The following is an 18,928-nucleotide window of genomic DNA, read 5'->3' as shown; positions in this document are numbered from 1 at the left end:
CCCGTCAGCCTCGCAGCCTGACGGCCATCCGGCGTCCGTAGGCGGTGAGGCCGTCGAGGGAGATCGGGTGCGCCGGGGGGCGGTCGAGGTAGGCGGACCGGAGGTGTTCGGTGGACTCGTCGCTGCCGGCCAGGTCGAAGAGGTCCAACAGGGCGTTGAACTTGAGCTGTTGCACTCCTTCCACGAGCAGGTCGGCCAACTCCTCGGCGGTGGGCGGCAGGACGATGCCGAGGGCGCCGAACGCGTGCGGGTCGACGGCAGCACGGCCCGGCCGGTGCGGTGCGCGCAAGGGGGTGCAGGTGGCCAGCAGGGCGCGGATCCCGGGCAGGCGGTGCGGGTACCGGGCGCTCAGGTGCGGGCCGGCCTCGGCGAACAGGCGGGCCCAGCGGGCGTATTCGGCCGCTTCCGGGCGGGGCGCGGGCGCGGCGGGGAAGCCGTCGCGGTGGGGGTCGCCGTCCTCCAGGAGGAGGGTGGCCGCGCCTACGGTGAGACGGCGCACCGGTTCCCAGCCGATGCCGTGTTCCGGTCCCGCGGCCTCGGCGAGCGGCAGCGGGTCGTGGCCGGGTCGGCGGGCGATCAGCAACTCGCCCTCGCGCACGATGAGTTCGGCCGGTCCGTGACCGGGCCGCAGGGTCAGCCGGCCGATCCCGGGCAGGTGCGCCTGCGCGGTGCCCTCCGGCAGCGCGAGCCGGTGGCCGCAGCCGGACCGCAGTGCCGTCGTGGCGGCGATCTCGCCGAGCCGCAGGCGGACGGCGGCGGCGGGCAGCCGGCCTTCGAGGGCGCGCACGGCCCAGGTGCCGAGGTGGGGATGGCGCACGGTCGCGGCGCTCTCCCGGGGCCGGTGCCGGTCCAGCCGGGTCAGCGCGCTCGCCTCGGGGCCGGGGTGGCGGGCGCACACGGCGGCCAGCAGGATGCGGCGGGCGCTGGCCTCGGCGGTGACCAGGGCGCTCAGCGCGTCGGCGTCCCCGTCGCCCGCCGCGAGGGAGTCGAAGCCGTGCGCGGTCAGCGTGTGCGGGCTGCTCACCGGCTCGGGGCGGGGAGTCCGCAGGACATGGCCGATGAGCCGGAACAGGTCCTCGCAGTAGACGGAGGGGTTGTCGAAGCCGTTGCCGGCCCGGTGGCGATGGCCGTAGAGGCCGCCGCCGCAGATCCGCACCACGGAGCAGTCGCGGCACTGCCGGCTCAGTGCCTCCACTCCCCCGTGCCGCACCAGGAAGCCGGGGTGGGCCGCCGCCTCGTCGAAACTGTGCCGCAGGACGTGGAAGCCGGTGCCGGGCGCGCCGTGGCCCACCGTCTTGAGCCAGTCGGCCTGTTCGATCTCCCCGTCGGTCTCGACCACGACGAGGTCGGGGCTGCCGAGGCCGAGGGCCTCGGTGAAGGACTCCTGGCCGTCCCGCCCGGCCTCGATGGAGTCGAAGACCCGCACCGGGAAGGGTCGGCCGTCGCCGCGCCAGCGGTCGTAGACGGTGATCAGCCAGCGCGCGTGGGCGGCGCCGCCGCGCGGCGGACGGTCCCAAGTGGCGTGCGGGAGAAGGAAGTCGACGCGCGGTGGGTCGAGTGCGGCCAGTGCCTCGTAGACGGCGAGCGGGTCGTTGGCCGGGTCGACGGTGCACAGGAGGCCCGCGAAGGCGGCGCGGTGCGGGGCGGAGCCGAGGAGCCGTACCGCGCGGACCACGGCGTCGTAGGAACCGGTGCCGTCGGCCCGCTTGCGGTGGCGGTCGTTCGCGGCGCGGTCGCCGTCGAGGGAGACGCCGGTGCTGATCCCTTCGCGGACCAGCATGCGGCACGAATCCTCGTCCAGGCGGAGGCCGTTGGTCTGCATGCGGAGGTCGAGTGCGCACACGCCGTCCAGCGCGGCCCGCAGCTCCCGGGCGATCCGGGCGAGTCGCTCGCGGCCGGCGAGCAGGGGTTCGCCGCCGTGCAGGATCACGTGCACGCGCGGGAGTTCGGGGTGGGCGCGGGCGTGTTCGGCGATGCGGGACACGACCGCGTTCGTCACCTCGTCCGGCATCACCCGCGGCCGGCGGCGCCAACTCTGGTCGGCGTGCTCATAGATGTAGCAGTGGTCGCAGGCGAGGTCGCATCTGCTGTGCACCTTGAGGACGAACTGGCGGAACGCTCTTGTCCCGGCGGTCATCGGTCCATGGTGTCCGGGGTGTCAGACGCTGGAGTTGAAGCCGGAGCCCTGGTGCCGCCCGGCCGACAGCAGCCTGTTCAGCGTGCGCCGGTCGACCGTCCCGAGGTCGTCGAGCGAGCTGGTGCCGCAGTCGGGGATGTGCGTGGTCAGCCTCGGCGGCTGCGGGGACGCGGCCCCTAACGCGCGCTGGACCACACCGGATGCCTCTCCGGAATACGTCATCGCGGTCTCCTTCGCCGGTTCGTGGAATCGCGTGTCGAACGGATTCCCACCGAGTGGAATCGCACTGAGCGGTCGGGAGGTGGCATGTCGTCACCACTCCACCCATCATCCTGGTCGTTTCCGGTCGATACAAGGGCGGCAGAGGCAGCTTACGGGTCGGCTCCGGTATGTCGACAGCCAATTCCGGTCAGCGCGAGCGCATGGCCGGGCCCCGTGGATTCCGCCGCTGCGGGGTCCACGGGGCCGGTGGGTCAAGGCAGTTGGCTACGGCGTCGGGCCGGCCGGCGGTCGCGGGGTCCCGCCCGCCTGCGCCGCCTGCTCCTGGCCGAGCCGGCTGTGGGTGCGGCCGTAGAAGTAGTAGACGACGAAGCCGATCGCCATCCAGATGGCGAAGCGGAGCCAGGTCTCGGCGGGGAGGTTGAGCATCAGCCAGAGCGAGGCGAGGACCGAGACGATCGGGAGGGCGGGGACCAGCGGGGTGCGGAAGGCGCGGGGCAGGTCCGGGCGCTTGTTCCTGAGGATGATCACGCCGATCGCGACCACGATGAACGCGAACAGGGTCCCGATGTTGACCAGTTCGGCGAGTTCGCTCAGGCTCGTGAAGCCCGAGACGATCGCGATGACCACGCCCAGGAGGATGGTCGGGCGGTAGGGGGTGCGGAAGCGCGGGTGGACGTGGGAGAAGAAGCGCGGCAGGAGTCCGTCGCGGCTCATCGCGAAGAACACGCGGGCCTGGCCGAGCAGCAGGATCATGCAGACCGTGGTCAGACCGATCGCGGCGCCGAAACTGATCAGGCCCGCGAACCACGGGTGTCCGGTGGCCTTGAAGGCGTCGGCGAGCGGTGCGTCGATCGACAGTGAGCTGTACTTCTGCATACCGGTCACCACGATCGCGACCGCCACGTAGAGCGTGGTGCAGATGACCAGGGAGCCGAGGATGCCGCGCGGTACGTCACGCTGCGGGTTGCGGGTCTCCTCGGCGGCGGTGGCGACGACGTCGAAGCCGATGAAGGCGAAGAACACCACGGAGGCCGCCGTGAAGATGCCCATCACGCCGAAGTTGGAGGGGGCCCAGCCGAACATCAGCTGGATGAGGGGGGCCTTGAGGTTGCTGCCCGCCTCCACCGACTGCGCCTTGGGGATGAACGGCTTGTAGTTGTCGCCCTTGATGAAGAAGGCACCGGCGACGATCACCACGAGCACGACGGCGACCTTGATGGCGACGACGACCGAGGTGACCCGCGCGGAGAGCTTCATGCCGAGGACGAGGATCGCGGTGAGGACGAGGACGAGCGCGGCGGCGAGGATGTCGAAGCCGAAGCCGTGGGCGCCGTCCCGGCCGCTGAGCGCCTCGGGCAGATGCCAGCCCGCGTTGTCGAGCAGCGAGTGGATGTACCCGGACCAGCCGACGGCCACCACCGCCGTGCCGAGGGCGAGTTCGAGGACCAGGTCCCAGCCGATGATCCAGGCGGGGAACTCGCCGAGCGAGGCGTACGAGAAGGTGTACGCGGAGCCCGCGACCGGGACCGTGGACGCGAACTCGGCGTAGCAGAGCGCCGCGAGGGCGCAGACGACGCCGGCCACGACGAAGGACAGGGCCACCGCCGGGCCCGCGGTGTTCTTGGCGGCCGTACCGGTGAGGACGAAGATGCCGGTGCCGATGACGACACCGACGCCGAAGACCGTCAGATCCAGGGCGGAGAGGGACTTCCTGAGCGCGTGCTCCGGTTCCTCGGTGTCCTTGATGGACTGTTCGACTCTCTTCGTCCGGAAGAGTGTGCTGCTCACGGGTGGTACCTCCCACGCTTGGCGTCCTCGACATGATCGAGAGGGGGCGATGTGCGTATGCCCCGACGCGGGCGGGTTCACGCGAACGGGCCGCCTTCGCCACTGCAAAGAGTGGCGGAAGCGGCCCGTTCGGCGGTGTTGGTGGGGTCAGTCCCGGGCGGGTTCCACCTCGGCCGCCGCCCGCTCGAACCGGCCGTCCAGCTTCGAGACCAGGCCGGTGACCTGGCGGGCGATGTCGGGGGCGGTGAGGCCGATCTCCGTCATCACCTCGGCGCGCGAGGCGTGGTCGAGGAAGCGCGGCGGGATGCCGAAGTCGCGGAGCGGAACATCCACACCGGCGTCGCGCAGGGCCTGCGCGATCGTCGAACCGACGCCGCCGACACGGGAGTTGTCCTCGACGGTGACGACCACCCGGTGCTGCTCGGCGAGCGGGGCCATGGCCTCGTCGACGGGCTTGACCCAGCGCGGGTCGACGACGGTGGTGGAGATGCCCTGCCTGTCGAGGAGGCCGGCGATCTCCAGGCACATCGGGGCGAGGGCGCCGACCGAGATCAGCAGGACGTCGGGGGCGTCGGTGCCGGGCGCGCGCAGCACGTCCATGCCGCCGATGCGGCCCACGGCGGGTACGGCGGGGCCGACCGCGCCCTTGGAGAAGCGGACCACGGTCGGCGCGTCCTTGACCTGGACGGCCTCGCGGAGCTGGGCGCGGACCTGGTCGGCGTCGCGCGGGGCGGCCAGCCTGAGGCCCGGGACGACCTGGAGGATCGACATGTCCCACATGCCGTTGTGCGAGGCGCCGTCGGTGCCGGTGACACCGGCCCGGTCGAGGACGAAGGTCACCCCGCACTTGTGCAGCGCCACGTCCATGAGGACCTGGTCGAAGGCGCGGTTGAGGAAGGTGGCGTAGACGGCGAAGACCGGGTGCAGTCCGCCGGTGGCGAGGCCCGCCGCGGAGACCGCGCCGTGCTGCTCGGCGATGCCGACGTCGTAGATGCGGTCCGGGAAGGCGTCGGCGAACTTCTTGAGGCCGACCGGCTGGAGCATCGCGGCGGTGATCGCGACGATGTCCTCGCGCTCCTGTCCGAGCGCGACCATCTCGTCGCCGAAGACGGAGGTCCAGTCGGCGCCGGAGGCCTTGACGGGCAGGCCGGTGTCGGGGTGGATGGGGCCGATGCCGTGGAAGCGGTCGGCCTCGTCCTGGAGGGCGGGCTGGTAGCCGCGGCCCTTCTCGGTGAGGACGTGCACGATCACCGGGCCGCCGAACCGCTTGGCGCGGGCGAGCGCCGACTCCATGGCCTCGATGTCGTGGCCGTCGATCGGGCCGACGTACTTGAGGCCGAGGTCCTCGAACATGCCCTGCGGGGCGATGAAGTCCTTGAGGCCCTTCTTCGCGCCGTGCAGGGTCTCGTAGAGGGGCTTGCCGACGACCGGGGTGCGCTCCAGGAGGTCCTTGCCGCGGGCCAGGAAGCGCTCGTAGCCGTCCGTGGTGCGCAGGGTCGCCAGGTGGTTGGCGAGGCCGCCGATGGTCGGCGCGTACGACCGCTCGTTGTCGTTGACGACGATGACGAGCGGGCGGTCCTTGGCGTCGGCGATGTTGTTCAGCGCCTCCCAGGCCATACCGCCGGTCAGCGCGCCGTCACCGATCACCGCGACCACGTGGTCGTCGCGTTTCAGCACCTGGTTGGCCTTGGCCAGGCCGTCGGCCCAGCCCAGGACCGTCGAGGCGTGCGAGTTCTCAATGACGTCGTGCTCGGACTCGGCCTGCGAGGGGTAGCCGGAGAGGCCGCCCTTCATCTTCAGCTTCGAGAAGTCCTGGCGGCCGGTGAGCAGCTTGTGGACGTAGGACTGGTGGCCGGTGTCCCACAGCACCCGGTCCTTCGGGGACTCGAACACGCGGTGCAGGGCGATGGTCAGCTCGACCACACCGAGGTTCGGGCCGAGGTGGCCGCCGGTCTTGGAGACGGCGTCCACGAGGAAGGTCCGGATCTCCTCGGCCAGCTGGTCCAGCTGCTCCAGGCTGAGCCGGTCCAGATCGCGCGGTCCCCTGATGCGGGTCAGCAGCGGCACCCGTGCCTCCTTGCGAGTAGAGCTGATCGAGCTGTTGCCGGGCTTGTCGAGTCTAATGTTCCGCCTTTGCGGACCGCGCCCGGGCTCTGCGTCATACGTCACGCGATCGGCTGTACCCAAGAACAGTCTTTCGTACGACATGACTGTGCCCGGTACCGATGTCGGTACCGGGCACAGTACGGAAGGACACAGGTCAGCCGCGACCGGAGGCCTTCTGGCTCTTGCGGGACACGGAGTCGATGACGACCGCGCCGAGCAGCACGCCACCCGTGATCATGTACTGGATCGACGTGTTCATGTTGAGCAGGTCGAGACCGGTCTGGATCGACTGGATGACGAGCATGCCGAGGAGGGCGGACCAGACGGTGCCCCGGCCGCCGAAGAGGCTCGTACCACCGATGACGGCCGCCGCGATGGCGAGCATCAGGGTGTTGCCGCCGCCCGCGTTGAGCGTGGCGCTCTGGGTCTGGCCGGCGAAGAACATGCCGCCGACCGCCGCGAAGCCGCCGGAGATGGCGAACACGGTGATGCGGATCATCGACACGTTGATACCGGCACGGCGCGCGGCCTCGATGCCGCCGCCGACCGCGAAGACCTTGCGGCCGTACGGGGTACGGCGGAGCACGAAGTCCACGATCACCAGGGAGGCGAGGAAGATCACCAGCGAGTTGGAGACACCGGCCGAGGAGTTGAGCACCGCGGCGGTGACGAACGCGGCCACGGCGAGCAGGCCGACCCGCAGCACGATCTCGCTGGTGGGGCGGAAGGGCACCCCGGCGGCCTTGCGGCGGCGCTGGTCGACGAGCGAGCCGAAGAGCAGGGAGGCGACGCCGAGGGCGGCCAGGATGTAGGCGCCCGCGATCGACTGGTCCATGAAGAACGAGCTCTGGCCGAGCAGGTGCACCGGGCCGCTGTCGGTGATGTTGATGGTGCCGCTCGAACCGAGCAGCCACAGCATCAGGCCGTTCCAGCCGAGGAAGCCGGCGAGGGTGACGACGAACGCCGGTACGCCGATCCTCGCGAAGAAGAAGCCGTGCAGGGCGCCGATACCGATGCCGGTGATGATCGTGAGGACCAGCGCCAGCCAGCCGTTCATCCCGTGGTTGACCACGAAGACGGCGAACAGGGTGGACGCCAGACCGCTGACCGAGCCGACGGACAGGTCGATCTCGCCGAGCAGCAGCACGAAGACCAGGCCGATGGCGAGCATGCCGGTGGCCGACAGGTAGTAGCTGATGTTGGACAGGTTGTCCGCGCTCAGGAACCGGCTGTTCTGCAACTGGAAGATGACGCCGATGACGATCAGGCCGGCGACGACCGGCAGCGAGCCGAGTTCACCGCCCTTGACCTTGCGCTTGAACTCGGTGATGTAGCCCTTGAAGCCCTCTTCGCGGATCAGCAGCCGCGGGTCGATGACGGTCGCGGACGCGGCTGCCGCCGTGGGGTCGTCCGCCGGGGCCGGTGCGGTCGGTTCGACCGCGTCCTTCTTCACGGTGCCTGACGTGTCGCTCACTTTGCCGCCTCCGTGCTGCGCACCGCACGACGGGTCACGGCGTTGTCCGTGGCACCGGTGATCGCGGCGATGATCGTTTCCTGACTGGTGTCCTTCACCGGGAAGGAGCCGTTGTTCTTGCCCAGCCGCAGCACGTTGACGGTGTCCGCGACCGCCTTGACGTCGGCCATGTTGTGGCTGATGAGGATGACGCCGAGGTTGCGCTCGCGCAGCCGCTCGACCAGGTCGAGGACCTGCGCGGTCTGCTCGACGCCGAGAGCGGCGGTGGGCTCGTCGAGGATGACGACCTTGGGGTCACCGATCAGCGCGCGGGCGATGGCGACGACCTGCCGCTGCCCGCCGGAGAGGCTGGCGATCGGGATGCGCACGCTGGGGATGCGGATGGAGAGCGTGCTGAGCAGCTCGCGGGAGTTCTTCTCCATCGTGACCTCGTCGATGACGCCGCGGTGCAGCAGCTCGCGTCCGAGGTAGAGGTTGCCGACGACGTCGAGGTTGTCGCACAGCGCGAGGTCCTGGTAGACCGTGGCGACGCCGAGTCCCTGGGCGTCGTGCGGCTTGTTGATGCTGACCGGGTTGCCCTCCCACTCGATGACTCCCTCATCGATGGGGTGCACTCCGGCGATGGTCTTCACCAGGGTGGACTTTCCTGCGCCGTTGTCGCCGACCAGTGCGACCACTTCTCCGGCGTGGACCTCCAGCTCTACGTCGGTGAGGGCCTGCACCGCACCGAATCGCTTGGAGACTCCGCGCAACGCCAGCACGGGCGTAGCGGACACGTGAACCATCTCCTTCGCCGCCTGACCGGCGGGGATGCCGCGCTTGTCAAAAGGCGCGGAGGGTTGTGCCTGGGCACAGATTTACAAGATGAACATGCGCGCGGCCGATGCCAGTTGGCAACGGCTGCGTTCGCACGGGTTCCGATCGGCGCCCGCCCCACAGCGGGGTTGGAAGGTGGGGCGGACGCCGAAGGGGCTTTGTCACCGCTGGGCGGTGCTCACCGCTGAGCGGTGCTCACCGCCGGGCGGTGGTTAGGACAGACCGGCCGCCTTGCACGCCGCGGCGTAGTCGGCGGTGCAGATCTGGGCGACGGTGTAGAGGCCGTCCTTGATGACCGTGTCCTTGATGTTGGCCTTGGTGACCGACACCGGGGTCAGCAGCTGCGAGGGCACCTTGTTGCCGGAGCCGCTGGTCTGGGTCGTGGTGGCGAGCGAGGAGATGCTCTTGCCCTGCGCCAGGTCGACGGCGAGGGTGGCGGCGGCCTCGGCCTCCGGCTTGAAGGCCTTGTAGACGGTGCTGGACTGGGTACCGGCGACGATGCGCTGGATACCGGCGAGCTCCGCGTCCTGGCCCGTCAGCGGGATGCCGCTGATCTTGGCGCCCTTGAGAACGGTGGCGATGCCACCGGCCATGCCGTCGTTGGCGGAGTAGACGCCCGCGATGTTCTTGGCACCGAGCTGGGTGATGGCCGCGGACATCTTCTGCCCGGCGACGCTGTCCTTCCACAGACCCGACTGCTCGTAGGCGATGTCGACCTTGCCGTCGAGGGCCTCGTGCGCGCCCTTCTTGAACTGCGCGGCGTTCGGGTCGGCGTCGTCACCGTTGATCATGACGATCTTCGACTTCGTGGTGGCCTTCGAGCCCAGCGAGGTGAGGAGCGCCTCGCCCTGGAGCTTGCCGACCTGGACGTTGTCGAAGGACACGTACGCGGAGACCGGGCCCTGGGCCAGACGGTCGTACGCGACGACCTTGATGCCCTTGTCCACGGCCTGCTGGATCGAGGACTTGATGGCGGCGGAGTCCTGGGCGCTGATCACGATGACCTTGACGCCCTTGGTGATCATGGTGCTGACCTGCTGGGCCTGGGTGGCCGCGCTGGCGTTGGCGTTGGCGTACTGGACGCTACAACCGGAGCAGAGCTCCTTGACCTTGGCCTCGAAGTACGGCTTGTCGAACTTCTCGTACCGCGTGGTGACACTGTCGGGCAGCAGCAGACCGATCGAGGCGTTGGTACCGCCCGAGGAGCTGGAGCTGCTGTCGGACTTCTTGTCGTCGCCGGCCTTGCCACAGGCGGCCATGGCGACAGCCATCGTGGTGGCGATGACAGCAACGGCGGCACGACGCATACGCGTGTTCACTTCAGAAACCTCCCTGACGAGGCCGCGTCGTTGCGGCCGAGGTGGCTGGAAGTCAACTCGGCCACGCGTGCGACGTCAAGAAGTAAATACTTAACGAGATGGCAACGGCGTCGTGCGTTCTCTAAGTGAAGACAGGTGTGGCGGCGGTCAGCGACCCGTCCAAAAGGGTCGAATCACCCATCTCGCTGAGTGCGAGAGCGAGTGCTCCGAGCACCTCCGCACGGCCTCCAAGCGCCCCCGGGAGAACGGACAGTTGACGCGCCGCACTGGGGATCGCATAGCGGCCGACAGACTCCCTGATCGGCCCGAGCACCAGCTCACCGGCCTCGGCGAGATCGCCACCGAGGACCACTCGGCTCGGGTTCAGCAAATTGCAGAGATTGGCGACTCCACTGCCGATGTGTCGGCCGACGTCGGCGATCACCCGACGACAGCCCGGGTCTCCGTCCCGCGCCAGCCGTACGACTCCCTCCATGGTCAGGTCGGTGCCGTGACTGCCCTGGAGCAGCGGCAGCACATAGCGCGCGGCCGTGAAGGTCTCCAGGCAGCCCCGGTTTCCGCAACGGCAGACAGGGCCGGACTCATCAAGAGTAATATGCCCGATTTCTCCCGCTGTGCCACCCGGGCCCCGGTAGATCTTGCCGTTGATGACCAGCCCGGCCCCGACCCCGCTGGCGACTTTGATGTACGCCAGGTCCCTGACCCCCCGGCCGCTGCCCCACACCAGCTCACCGAGGGCGCCGAGGTTGGCGTCGTTGTCGACGTGCACCGGTACACCCAGACGGCTGCCGAGCTCCTCGGCGGGTCTGATGCCGGACCAGCCCGGGAGGATGGCGGAGGAGCCGAGCGTGCCGGACTCCAGATCGATCGGACCGGGCACGCCGAGACCCACCCCGGCGATCTTGGAACGGTCCACGCCCGTCGCCTCGATCAGCCGGTTGACCAGCTGTTCCGCGCGGTCGAAGCCCTGGGTCGAGGAGGCGTCCACATCGAGCGGCTCGGACTCCTCGGCCAGCACCTGGTGGGCGAGATTCCCGACCGCGACGCGCAAATGCGTGTGCCCGAAGTCGACTCCGATGACGATGCCGGCGTCCCCGCTCAGCGAGACGCTGCGGGCCCGGCGACCGCCCGCCGAGGTCGGGGTGACCTCGACCGTTCCGCCGTCCTTGAGCTCGCGCACGATGTTGGAGACCGTCGCGGCGGACAGACCCGTCGTCCTCGCGATCTCGGCCTGCGTGAGTGACCCCGCCAGCCGCACCGCTCGCACGACCCGCTCTAGATTCGCTCGGTGCAGCGACGACTGCGACCCCGGAGTCTCCACGACGACCTCCTGCGCGCGGGACCGCATCGATGAGGCCCCGTCTATGTCCAACTAGTGAACTCTAAGCTGAGCCGTTCGGGTCGCCTCCCGTCAAGAGGTTGAACCGCATCGAGGGTCCGGGACACATACGTGGACACCGCTCCCGGTGAGCCGGGAGCGGTGGCGGAACGAGCGCTTCCTTCTGCGTTCTCCCGTCGCGCTACTTCAGGGTCGCCGATGTCAGACCGGACTGCACCTGGCGCTGGAACGACAGGTAGACGACCAGCATCGGGATCATGGCGATCGTGACGCCCGCGAAGAGAACGGGCAGGTCGGAGGCGTATCCCTGTTGCTGCTGAAGCTGGATGAGGCCCTGGGTGAGGACATAGCGCTCGGGGTCGGAGCCGCTCTGCGGCTGCATCAGGACCGTGGGCAGGATGAACTGGTTCCACTGTCCGAGGGTGTTGAAGATGCCGACGCTGATCAGCCCGGCTTTCGCCATCGGCAACATCACTTGGAAGAACGTCCGGGTGTGCGAGGCGCCGTCGAGGATCGCCGCCTCGTAGACCGCGGTGGGCAGCGTGCGGAAGAACGCGTGCATGAAGAACACGGTGAACGGCATCGAGTAGGCGACGTAGACCAGGATCAGCCCCTGGTAGGTGTTCAGCATGTCGAGGCGCTTGACCATGAAGAACAGCGGGACCAGCGCCAGGAACACCGGGAACATCGCGCCCGCGACGAAGAAGTAGTACAGCAGCCGGTTGCCCCAGAACTGGTAGCGGGCCAGCACGTACGCGGCCATCGAGCCGAACAGCATGGTCAGCGGCACCGAGAACACCAGCACGATCACGGTGTTCACGAAGTAGTCGCCGATGCCCTTGCTCCAGGCCCGGCGGAACACGTCGAACGACCAGCTGTGCGGCCAGCCGAAGGCCGAGTTGCCGATCTGCGCGTCGGTCTTGAACGAACTGAACACCAGCCACAGCAGCGGCAGCACGATCAGCAGGGCCCACAGGGCCAGGAAGCCGTGCGAGAAGACGTTCAACACGACGCCCTCGCCGCGTGGTTCACCGGACCGGGCGGTGGACCTGCCGGCCGACGGCTGCGGCGGGACGGTGCCGCCCGCGGGGGCGTTCTCCTTGAGGGGTGCGCTCATCGTCGTATGTCTCCCGCTCAGAACTCGATGCGCTCACGGCGGGTGGCGCGCAGCGTGACCACGGACAGGACCAGGGTGAGCAGCAGCATGACGACGCCCATCGCGCAGGCGTAGCCGCTCTTCCCGAAGTAGAGGAAGTTGCGCATCATCACGGTCGACATGACGTCGCTGCCGTGGTCGGGACCGCCTCCGTAGGCGCCCATGTTCGAGGTCATGGAGGAGACCAGGACGAACATGTCCATCGCGATGATGCCGAGATACACCCAGGCCGTCTGCACGGTCTCCCAGAGCAGCGGCAGGGTGATGCGGAAGAAGGACTGGGAGCGGTTCGCGCCGTCGATCAGGGCGGCCTCGTAGATGTCCCGGGGAATGGACTGCATGGCGGCGGAGAACAGCACCAGATAGAAACCGACGCCGTGCCACACGACGACCGCCATCAGCGCCCAGAGAACCATGTGGGGCTCGTTGAGCCACTCCACCGGATTGTTGGCGTCCACCAGGTGGATTTTGATCAGGACACCGTTGAGCAGACCGCCGCCGTCACTGCGGTACACCGCGTTGAACAGCACCGCGAGAATCGCCAGCGACAGCACCTGCGGGAAGAAGTAGACGATTTTGTAGAACCCGGAACCGGCGACTCCCTGCACACCGCCGGCCTTGCTGCGTCCTCCCGCGTTGACCATGAAGGCGAAGAAAAGGGCCAGCAAAATGGTGATCACGGGGATGAACACCAGGAACAGGAGGTTGTGCCAGATGGCCTCCTTGAAGACGTCGTCGTGGAACAGCGCTCGATAGTTGTCCAGTCCGACGAACTTGAAGGTCTGCGACTCGCCCTTCCAGTCGGTCAGCGAATAGCCGAACGTCTGGATGTAAGGCCAGATCACGAAGATCAGATAGAGCGCCACGGGAACGAGGAGAAATCCCGCGACAAACCTGTACTGCCCTTTGCGCATTGGCGTTTCCTGCCCCTGGTGTCCCGAGCGTGATCAGGTGGTGCGATCAGGCGTTGCGATCAGGAGTGCACGTTCTTCTTGGACGCCGGGTCCTTGGCCTGCTTGTCGACGGCGGCCTGGCAGCGCTTCAGCCACTCCTTGGGCTGGATGCGCTTGGCCATCAGCTCGTTGGACGCGTTCTGGATGGAGGTGTCCATCTCGCTGTACCAGTCGGGATACAGGTAGCGGAAGGTGTTGTCGCCGGCCGCCTTGGACGCCTCGACCGTGGACTGGGTACCCGGGCGCAGGGTGACGCTGGAGTCGACGCCGTCCTTGAGGATGGTGAGCGAGTTGGCCTCCTTGGCGAAGAGCGTCGACCACTCCTTGGAGAGCATGTGGCGCATGAACTCCTTGGCAGCGGGGAGGTTCTTGGCCTTCGCCGGGATGATGAAGGGCTCGCCCGAGCCGGCCCTGATCGCCTCGAACGGCATCTTGCTGTCGGCCAGCAGCGGCATCGGCAGGAACTTCATGTCGAAGTCCGTGGGCGTCTGCTTGAGCTGCTCGTTCTCCAGCCAGGAACCACAGGTGATGAAGGCGGCCTTGTACTGGTTCCAGCGGGTCTGCGACTCGGTGTGGGTCAGGCCGTTGGTGCCGGGCATCAACAGGTCCTTCTCCACCACCTCGTAGATCGCCTCGACGCCGGCCTGCGCGGCGGCCGAGCCGACGAACGCCTTGGGGTCGAGGTTGTCGATCGCCTTGACGGCGTCGATCCCGCCCTTCTTGGCGATCAGGTCCATGATGGCGACGTTGATGTAGTACGGGTACTTGCCCTGGTGGGCGAGACCGCCGATGCCGGCCTTCTTGGCGGTCTGGCACACGGCGATGAACTCGTCCCAGGTCTTCGGCGGTGTCCAGCCCTTCTCCTTGAAGAGCTTGCCCGAGTACCACAGGCCCCAGACCGTGTAGATGTAGTTGAGGGCGACGACCTTGCCCTCCTGCACACCCGGGTCGAGGGTGCCGGGGATCAGCAGATCGCGGACCTTCTTGGTCGGGTCGTCGATCGCGGGCGCGTCCAGCACGGGTGACAGGTCGAGCAACTGGCCGTTCTTGTAGAGGACGTCGACCTTGATCTGCTGGGCGCCGGAGTCGTCCACGATGTCCGGCGGGTTGCCCGCGTTGAAGCGGGGCTGGAGCTTGCCGGTGATCTCCTGGGTACCGGTGTGGGTCGAGCTGACGCCGTTCTTCGTCTTGAAGTCGGCTTCCCACGCCTTGGCGTAGTCGTCGCCGTAACCGCCCTTGAACACGACGACGTCGAGCGTGCTGCCCTTCTTCACACCGAAGGGATTCGACTTCGACGTGGTGCCCTTGGTGTTGTCGTCGCTGCCGCTGCTGTCCCCGCCGCCGCTCGCGCACGCGGACAGGAAACTCATCGTGGGTACGGAGATCAGACCGAGCGCGGCCGACCTCTTGATCAGGTCTCGGCGGCCGACACCGGGCGTGTTCGCGGTACCGGAACCGTGGTTCTCGCCGGAAGTGGATCCCATGCTCAAGTCCTCGCCTTCTCCAGGACTCAGGCGGTGAACCGGATCCTCCCCGGCACCGCGGTCAGGTCGAGCTGGTTCGTGCAGGGGTGGAACGCCGACAGGTATAGTCCACTTCTTGCCAGCAGAGCAAGATCGAATGCACGGTCGGTTGTCGGTCTTTTCCGAAGTGAGACCTCGCGGAAATATGAACGCCCTGTGTGTTCGATGCCGGAGAAATCCCCGCCATTGCCCTCGAATGCCGCACTCAACACCCTTGACATCCCTGGCCACTTGACTCCCTACTGTTCCTTGCGCGGCGAAATTGACAACGTTGTCCGACGTGCAGGGAGGATGCCCTCGTATGCATCACAGATGGTGGGGTCCGGCGGCCGTTTCGGTGGCCGCCGTCGCTCTGTTGGCGGGTTCTCAGGGGGCGGCCGTCGCGCTGCCCGGCAAGGCCCCCGCTCCGGCCGGGGAGTTCGCGTCCTCCTTCGAGGCGGGCGATCCGGCGCCGGACTGGCTCAACACCGTGGACACCGCGCCGGACGGCTCCAAGCGGGCCTCGGGGGTCGACGGCGGATACACCAGCGGTATCCCCGGCAATGTCGACGACCACGTCACGGACCTGCGGGCCAGCGGCGAGAACACCGGCGCGGGCGAGGTGAAGGAGAACCTCGTCGACGGCGAGTCCGGCACCAAGTGGCTCACCTTCGCGCCCACCGGGTGGGTCGAGTTCGACCTCGACAAACCACTCAAAATAGTGACGTACGCACTGACTTCGGCCAATGACCACGACGAGCGCGACCCGCAGGACTGGACCCTTGAGGGGTCGACCGACGGCAAGGACTGGAAGACCGTCGACACCCGCTCCGGCGAGTCGTTCTCCGCCCGCTTCCAGACCAAGTCGTACGACCTCGCCGAGCCGGCCGAGTACCAGCACTTCCGGCTCGACGTGAGCCGGAACAACGGCGGCGACATCCTCCAGCTCGCCGACGTCCAGTTCTCCACCGGCGGCTCCACCGCCCCGGTCCCCGAGGACATGCTCTCGCTGGTCGACCGCGGGCCCAGCGGCTCCCCCACCGCCAAGGCGGGCGCCGGCTTCACCGGGACCCGGGCGCTGCGGTACGCGGGCCGTCACACGGCGACGGGCCGCGCGTACTCGTACAACAAGGTCTTCGACGTGAACGTGCCCGTCGGCCGGGACACCGCGCTGTCGTACCGGATCTTCCCGCAGATGGCGGACGGCGACCTCGACTACGACGCCACGAACGTCTCCGTCGACCTCGCCTTCACCGACGGCACCTACCTCAGCGGCCTCGGCGCCACGGACTCGCACGGCTTCCCGCTCACCCCGCAGGGCCAGGGCGCGGCGAAGATCCTCTACGTCAACCAGTGGAACGACGTCGTCTCGCGGATCGGTTCGGTCGCGGCCGGCAAGACCGTCGACCGGATCCTGCTCGCCTACGACTCGCCCGCCGGGCCGGCCCGGTTCCGCGGCTGGCTCGACGACGTGAGCCTCAGGACGGTGGCGCCCGAGCCGCCGAAGGCGCATCTGTCCGACTACGCGCTGACCACCCGGGGCACCAACTCCAGCGGCAGCTTCTCGCGCGGCAACAACTTCCCCGCCACCGCGCTGCCGCACGGCTTCAACTTCTGGACGCCGGTGACGAACTCGTCGTCGCTGAGCTGGCTCTACGACTACGCCCGCGCGAACAACGACGCGAACCTGCCGACGCTCCAGGCGCTCAGCCTCAGCCATGAGCCGAGCCCCTGGATGGGCGACCGGCAGACCTTCCAGGTGATGCCCTCGGCGGCCTCGGGAACGCCCGACACCGCCCCGGCCGCACGGGAGTTGGCGTTCCGGCACGAGAACGAGACCGCCCGCCCGTACTACTACGGCGTCACGTTCGAGAACGGTCTCAAGGCCGAGATGGCCCCGACCGACCACGCGGCCTCGCTGCGCTTCACCTACCCCGGCGACGACGCGAGCGTCATCTTCGACAACGTCACCGAGCAGGCCGGCCTGACCCTCGACAAGACCCAGGGGACCGTCACCGGCTACTCGGACGTCAAGTCCGGTCTGTCCACGGGCGCGACCCGGCTCTTCGTCTACGGCGTGTTCGACGCGCCGGTGACGGACGGCTCCTCCAGCGGCGTCAAGGGCTATCTGCGGTTCAAGCCGGGCGCCGACCACACGGTCACCCTGCGCCTGGCCACCTCGCTGATCAGCGTCGACCAGGCCAAGGACAACCTGCGCCAGGAGATCCCGGACGGCACCTCCTTCGACACGGTCAAGGACCAGGCGCGCAAGGTGTGGGACAAGCTGCTCGGCAAGGTCGAGGTGGAGGGCGCGACGCCCGACCAGCTGACCACGCTCTACTCCAGCATGTACCGGCTGTACCTGTACCCCAACTCCGGCTTCGAGAAGGTCGGTTCGGTCTACCGGTACGCCTCGCCGTTCTCCCCGATGCCGAGCCAGGACACCCCGACGCACACGGGCGCGAAGATCGTGGACGGCAAGGTGTACGTCAACAACGGCTTCTGGGACACCTATCGGACCACCTGGCCCGCCTACTCGCTCCTGACACCCGGTCAGGCCGGTGAGATGGTCGACGGGTTCGTGCAGCAGTACAAGGACGGCGGCTGGACCTCGCGCTGGTCCTCCCCGGGCTACGCGGACCTGATGACCGGCACCTCCTCGGACGTCGCGTTCGCGGACGCGTACGTCAAGGGCGTGAACTTCGACGCCAAGTCGGCCTACGACGCGGCCGTGAAGAACGCCACCGTGGTACCGCCCTCCTCGGGCGTCGGCCGCAAGGGCATGACCACCTCGCCCTTCCTCGGCTACACGACCACGGACACCGGCGAGGGCTTCTCCTGGGCGATGGAGGGCTATGTCAACGACTACGGCATCGCCGAGATGGGCCGGGCCCTCTACAAGAAGACCGGCGAGCAGCGCTACAAGGAGGAGTCGGAGTACTTCCTCAACCGCGCCCAGGACTACGTGAACCTCTTCGACGCGCGGGCCGGGTTCTTCCAGGGCAGGGACGCCAAGGGCAACTGGCGGGTGGACTCGGCGAGTTACGACCCGAAGATCTGGGGCTACGACTACACCGAGACCGACGGCTGGGGCTACGCGTTCACCGCCCCCCAGGACAGCCGCGGCCTCGCCAACCTCTACGGCGGGCGGAAGGCCCTCGGCGACAAGCTCGACGAGTACTTCGCCACCCCGGAGAAGGCCTCGTCCGCCACCGTCGGTTCCTACGGCGGGGTCATCCACGAGATGACGGAGGCGCGGGACGTCCGCATGGGCCAGTACGGACACTCCAACCAGGTCGCCCACCACGTCATCTACATGTACGACGCGGCCGGCGAGCCCTGGAAGGCGCAGAAGAACGTGCGCGAGGTGCTGTCGCGGCTCTACACCGGCAGCGAGATCGGGCAGGGCTACCACGGCGACGAGGACAACGGCGAGCAGTCCGCCTGGTACCTCTTCTCCGCGCTCGGCTTCTACCCGCTGGTGATGGGCAGCGGCGAATACACCATCGGCTCCCCGCTGTTCACCAAGGCGACCGTCCACCTGGAGAACGGCAAGGACCTGGTCGTCAAGGCGCCGAAGAACAGCGTGAAGAACGTCTACGTCCAGGGGCTGACGGTCAACGGCAAGGCCTGGACGTCGACTTCGCTCCCGCACTCGCTGCTGGAGCAGGGCGGAGTGCTGGACTTCGCCATGGGCGCCGAGCCCTCGGCGTGGGGCAGCGGCAAGAACGCGGCACCGGTGTCGATCACCAAGAACGACCAGGTGCCGACCCCCCGCAGTGACCAACTCGCCGCCACCGGGCCCCTGTTCGACAACACCTCGGCCACGGCCGCGACGGTGACCTCGGTGGACCTGCCGGTCACGAAGGCCACCAAGGGCGTCCAGTACACGCTCACGTCGTCCGCGGACCGCACGCTGGCACCGACCGGCTGGACCCTCCAGGGCTCGGCCGACGGCAGCAAGTGGAAGACGCTGGACAGACGCTCGGGCGAGTCCTTCGCCTGGGACCGGCAGACGCGCGTCTTCTCGGTCAAGTCACCCGGCTCGTACGCGCGTTACCGCCTGGTGCTGAGCGGCTCGGCGACCCTCGCGGAGGTGGAACTGCTCGGCTGAGG

General features: G+C 68.3%; 12 protein-coding genes. 1 reads left to right on the top strand and 11 read right to left on the bottom strand.

The features are described from left to right. Positions 1 to 4: 4 nt before the first annotated feature. The 11 genes from ACIQPR_RS41570 to ngcE all read right to left on the bottom strand — a co-directional run bounded on the left by ACIQPR_RS41570 (position 5) and on the right by ngcE (position 14,794). On the bottom strand, positions 5 to 2,137 hold the full coding sequence (locus ACIQPR_RS41570) for an FxsB family cyclophane-forming radical SAM/SPASM peptide maturase (protein ID WP_403660195.1): 2,133 nt from the start codon (positions 2,135 to 2,137) through the stop codon (positions 5 to 7). Between the two features lie 21 nt (positions 2,138 to 2,158). Beyond that, positions 2,159 to 2,359 carry a hypothetical protein gene (locus ACIQPR_RS41565; RefSeq protein WP_403660191.1) on the bottom strand — a complete coding sequence of 67 codons (201 nt, stop codon included), beginning with the start codon at positions 2,357 to 2,359 and terminating at the stop codon, positions 2,159 to 2,161. Between the two features lie 264 nt (positions 2,360 to 2,623). Further along, the gene (locus ACIQPR_RS41560) at positions 2,624 to 4,147 is read right to left on the bottom strand and encodes an amino acid permease (protein WP_403660188.1); all 1,524 of its coding nucleotides are present in this window, start codon (positions 4,145 to 4,147) and stop codon (positions 2,624 to 2,626) included. A gap of 147 nt (positions 4,148 to 4,294) precedes the next feature. Continuing rightward, positions 4,295 to 6,214, bottom strand: a complete 1,920-nt coding sequence (dxs, locus tag ACIQPR_RS41555) for a 1-deoxy-D-xylulose-5-phosphate synthase (RefSeq protein ID WP_403660186.1) — start codon at positions 6,212 to 6,214, stop codon at positions 4,295 to 4,297. 193 nt (positions 6,215 to 6,407) lie between these two features. Beyond that, positions 6,408 to 7,727 carry a sugar ABC transporter permease gene (locus ACIQPR_RS41550; protein ID WP_403660183.1) on the bottom strand — a complete coding sequence of 440 codons (1,320 nt, stop codon included), beginning with the start codon at positions 7,725 to 7,727 and terminating at the stop codon, positions 6,408 to 6,410. Beyond that, entirely contained in the window at positions 7,724 to 8,512 is a 789-nt protein-coding gene (locus ACIQPR_RS41545; RefSeq protein ID WP_403660181.1) for an ATP-binding cassette domain-containing protein, read from the bottom strand. Before ACIQPR_RS41545 ends, ACIQPR_RS41550 begins: the two co-directional genes overlap by 4 nt. A 243-nt stretch (positions 8,513 to 8,755) precedes the next feature. Next, positions 8,756 to 9,850 (bottom strand): sugar ABC transporter substrate-binding protein, encoded by a 1,095-nt coding sequence (locus ACIQPR_RS41540; RefSeq protein WP_403660291.1) that lies wholly within the window; start codon positions 9,848 to 9,850, stop codon positions 8,756 to 8,758. Positions 9,851 to 9,983: 133 nt separating this feature from the next. After that, the gene (locus ACIQPR_RS41535) at positions 9,984 to 11,183 is read right to left on the bottom strand and encodes an ROK family transcriptional regulator (protein ID WP_403660178.1); all 1,200 of its coding nucleotides are present in this window, start codon (positions 11,181 to 11,183) and stop codon (positions 9,984 to 9,986) included. Positions 11,184 to 11,382: 199 nt separating this feature from the next. Then, complete coding sequence (locus ACIQPR_RS41530; protein ID WP_403660175.1) at positions 11,383 to 12,318, bottom strand: carbohydrate ABC transporter permease; 936 nt, start codon at positions 12,316 to 12,318, stop codon at positions 11,383 to 11,385. Positions 12,319 to 12,335: 17 nt separating this feature from the next. Continuing rightward, entirely contained in the window at positions 12,336 to 13,271 is a 936-nt protein-coding gene (locus ACIQPR_RS41525; RefSeq protein ID WP_403660172.1) for a carbohydrate ABC transporter permease, read from the bottom strand. A gap of 59 nt (positions 13,272 to 13,330) precedes the next feature. Further along, a complete protein-coding gene (gene ngcE / locus ACIQPR_RS41520) occupies positions 13,331 to 14,794 on the bottom strand; it encodes an N-acetylglucosamine/diacetylchitobiose ABC transporter substrate-binding protein (RefSeq protein WP_403660170.1) in 1,464 nt (487 codons plus the stop codon). Positions 14,795 to 15,134: 340 nt separating this feature from the next. Here ngcE and ACIQPR_RS41515 point away from each other — a divergent pair, with 340 nt between their 5' ends. Further along, positions 15,135 to 18,926, top strand: a complete 3,792-nt coding sequence (locus tag ACIQPR_RS41515; RefSeq protein ID WP_403660167.1) for a GH92 family glycosyl hydrolase — start codon at positions 15,135 to 15,137, stop codon at positions 18,924 to 18,926. Positions 18,927 to 18,928 lie beyond the last annotated feature (2 nt).

It is taken from the genome of Streptomyces sp. NPDC091280 (assembly GCF_044768565.1).
Classification (GTDB): Bacteria; Actinomycetota; Actinomycetes; order Streptomycetales; family Streptomycetaceae; genus Streptomyces.
The sequence above is the reverse complement of the archived record's forward strand: the minus strand, read 5'-3'. Positions and strand labels throughout refer to the sequence as shown.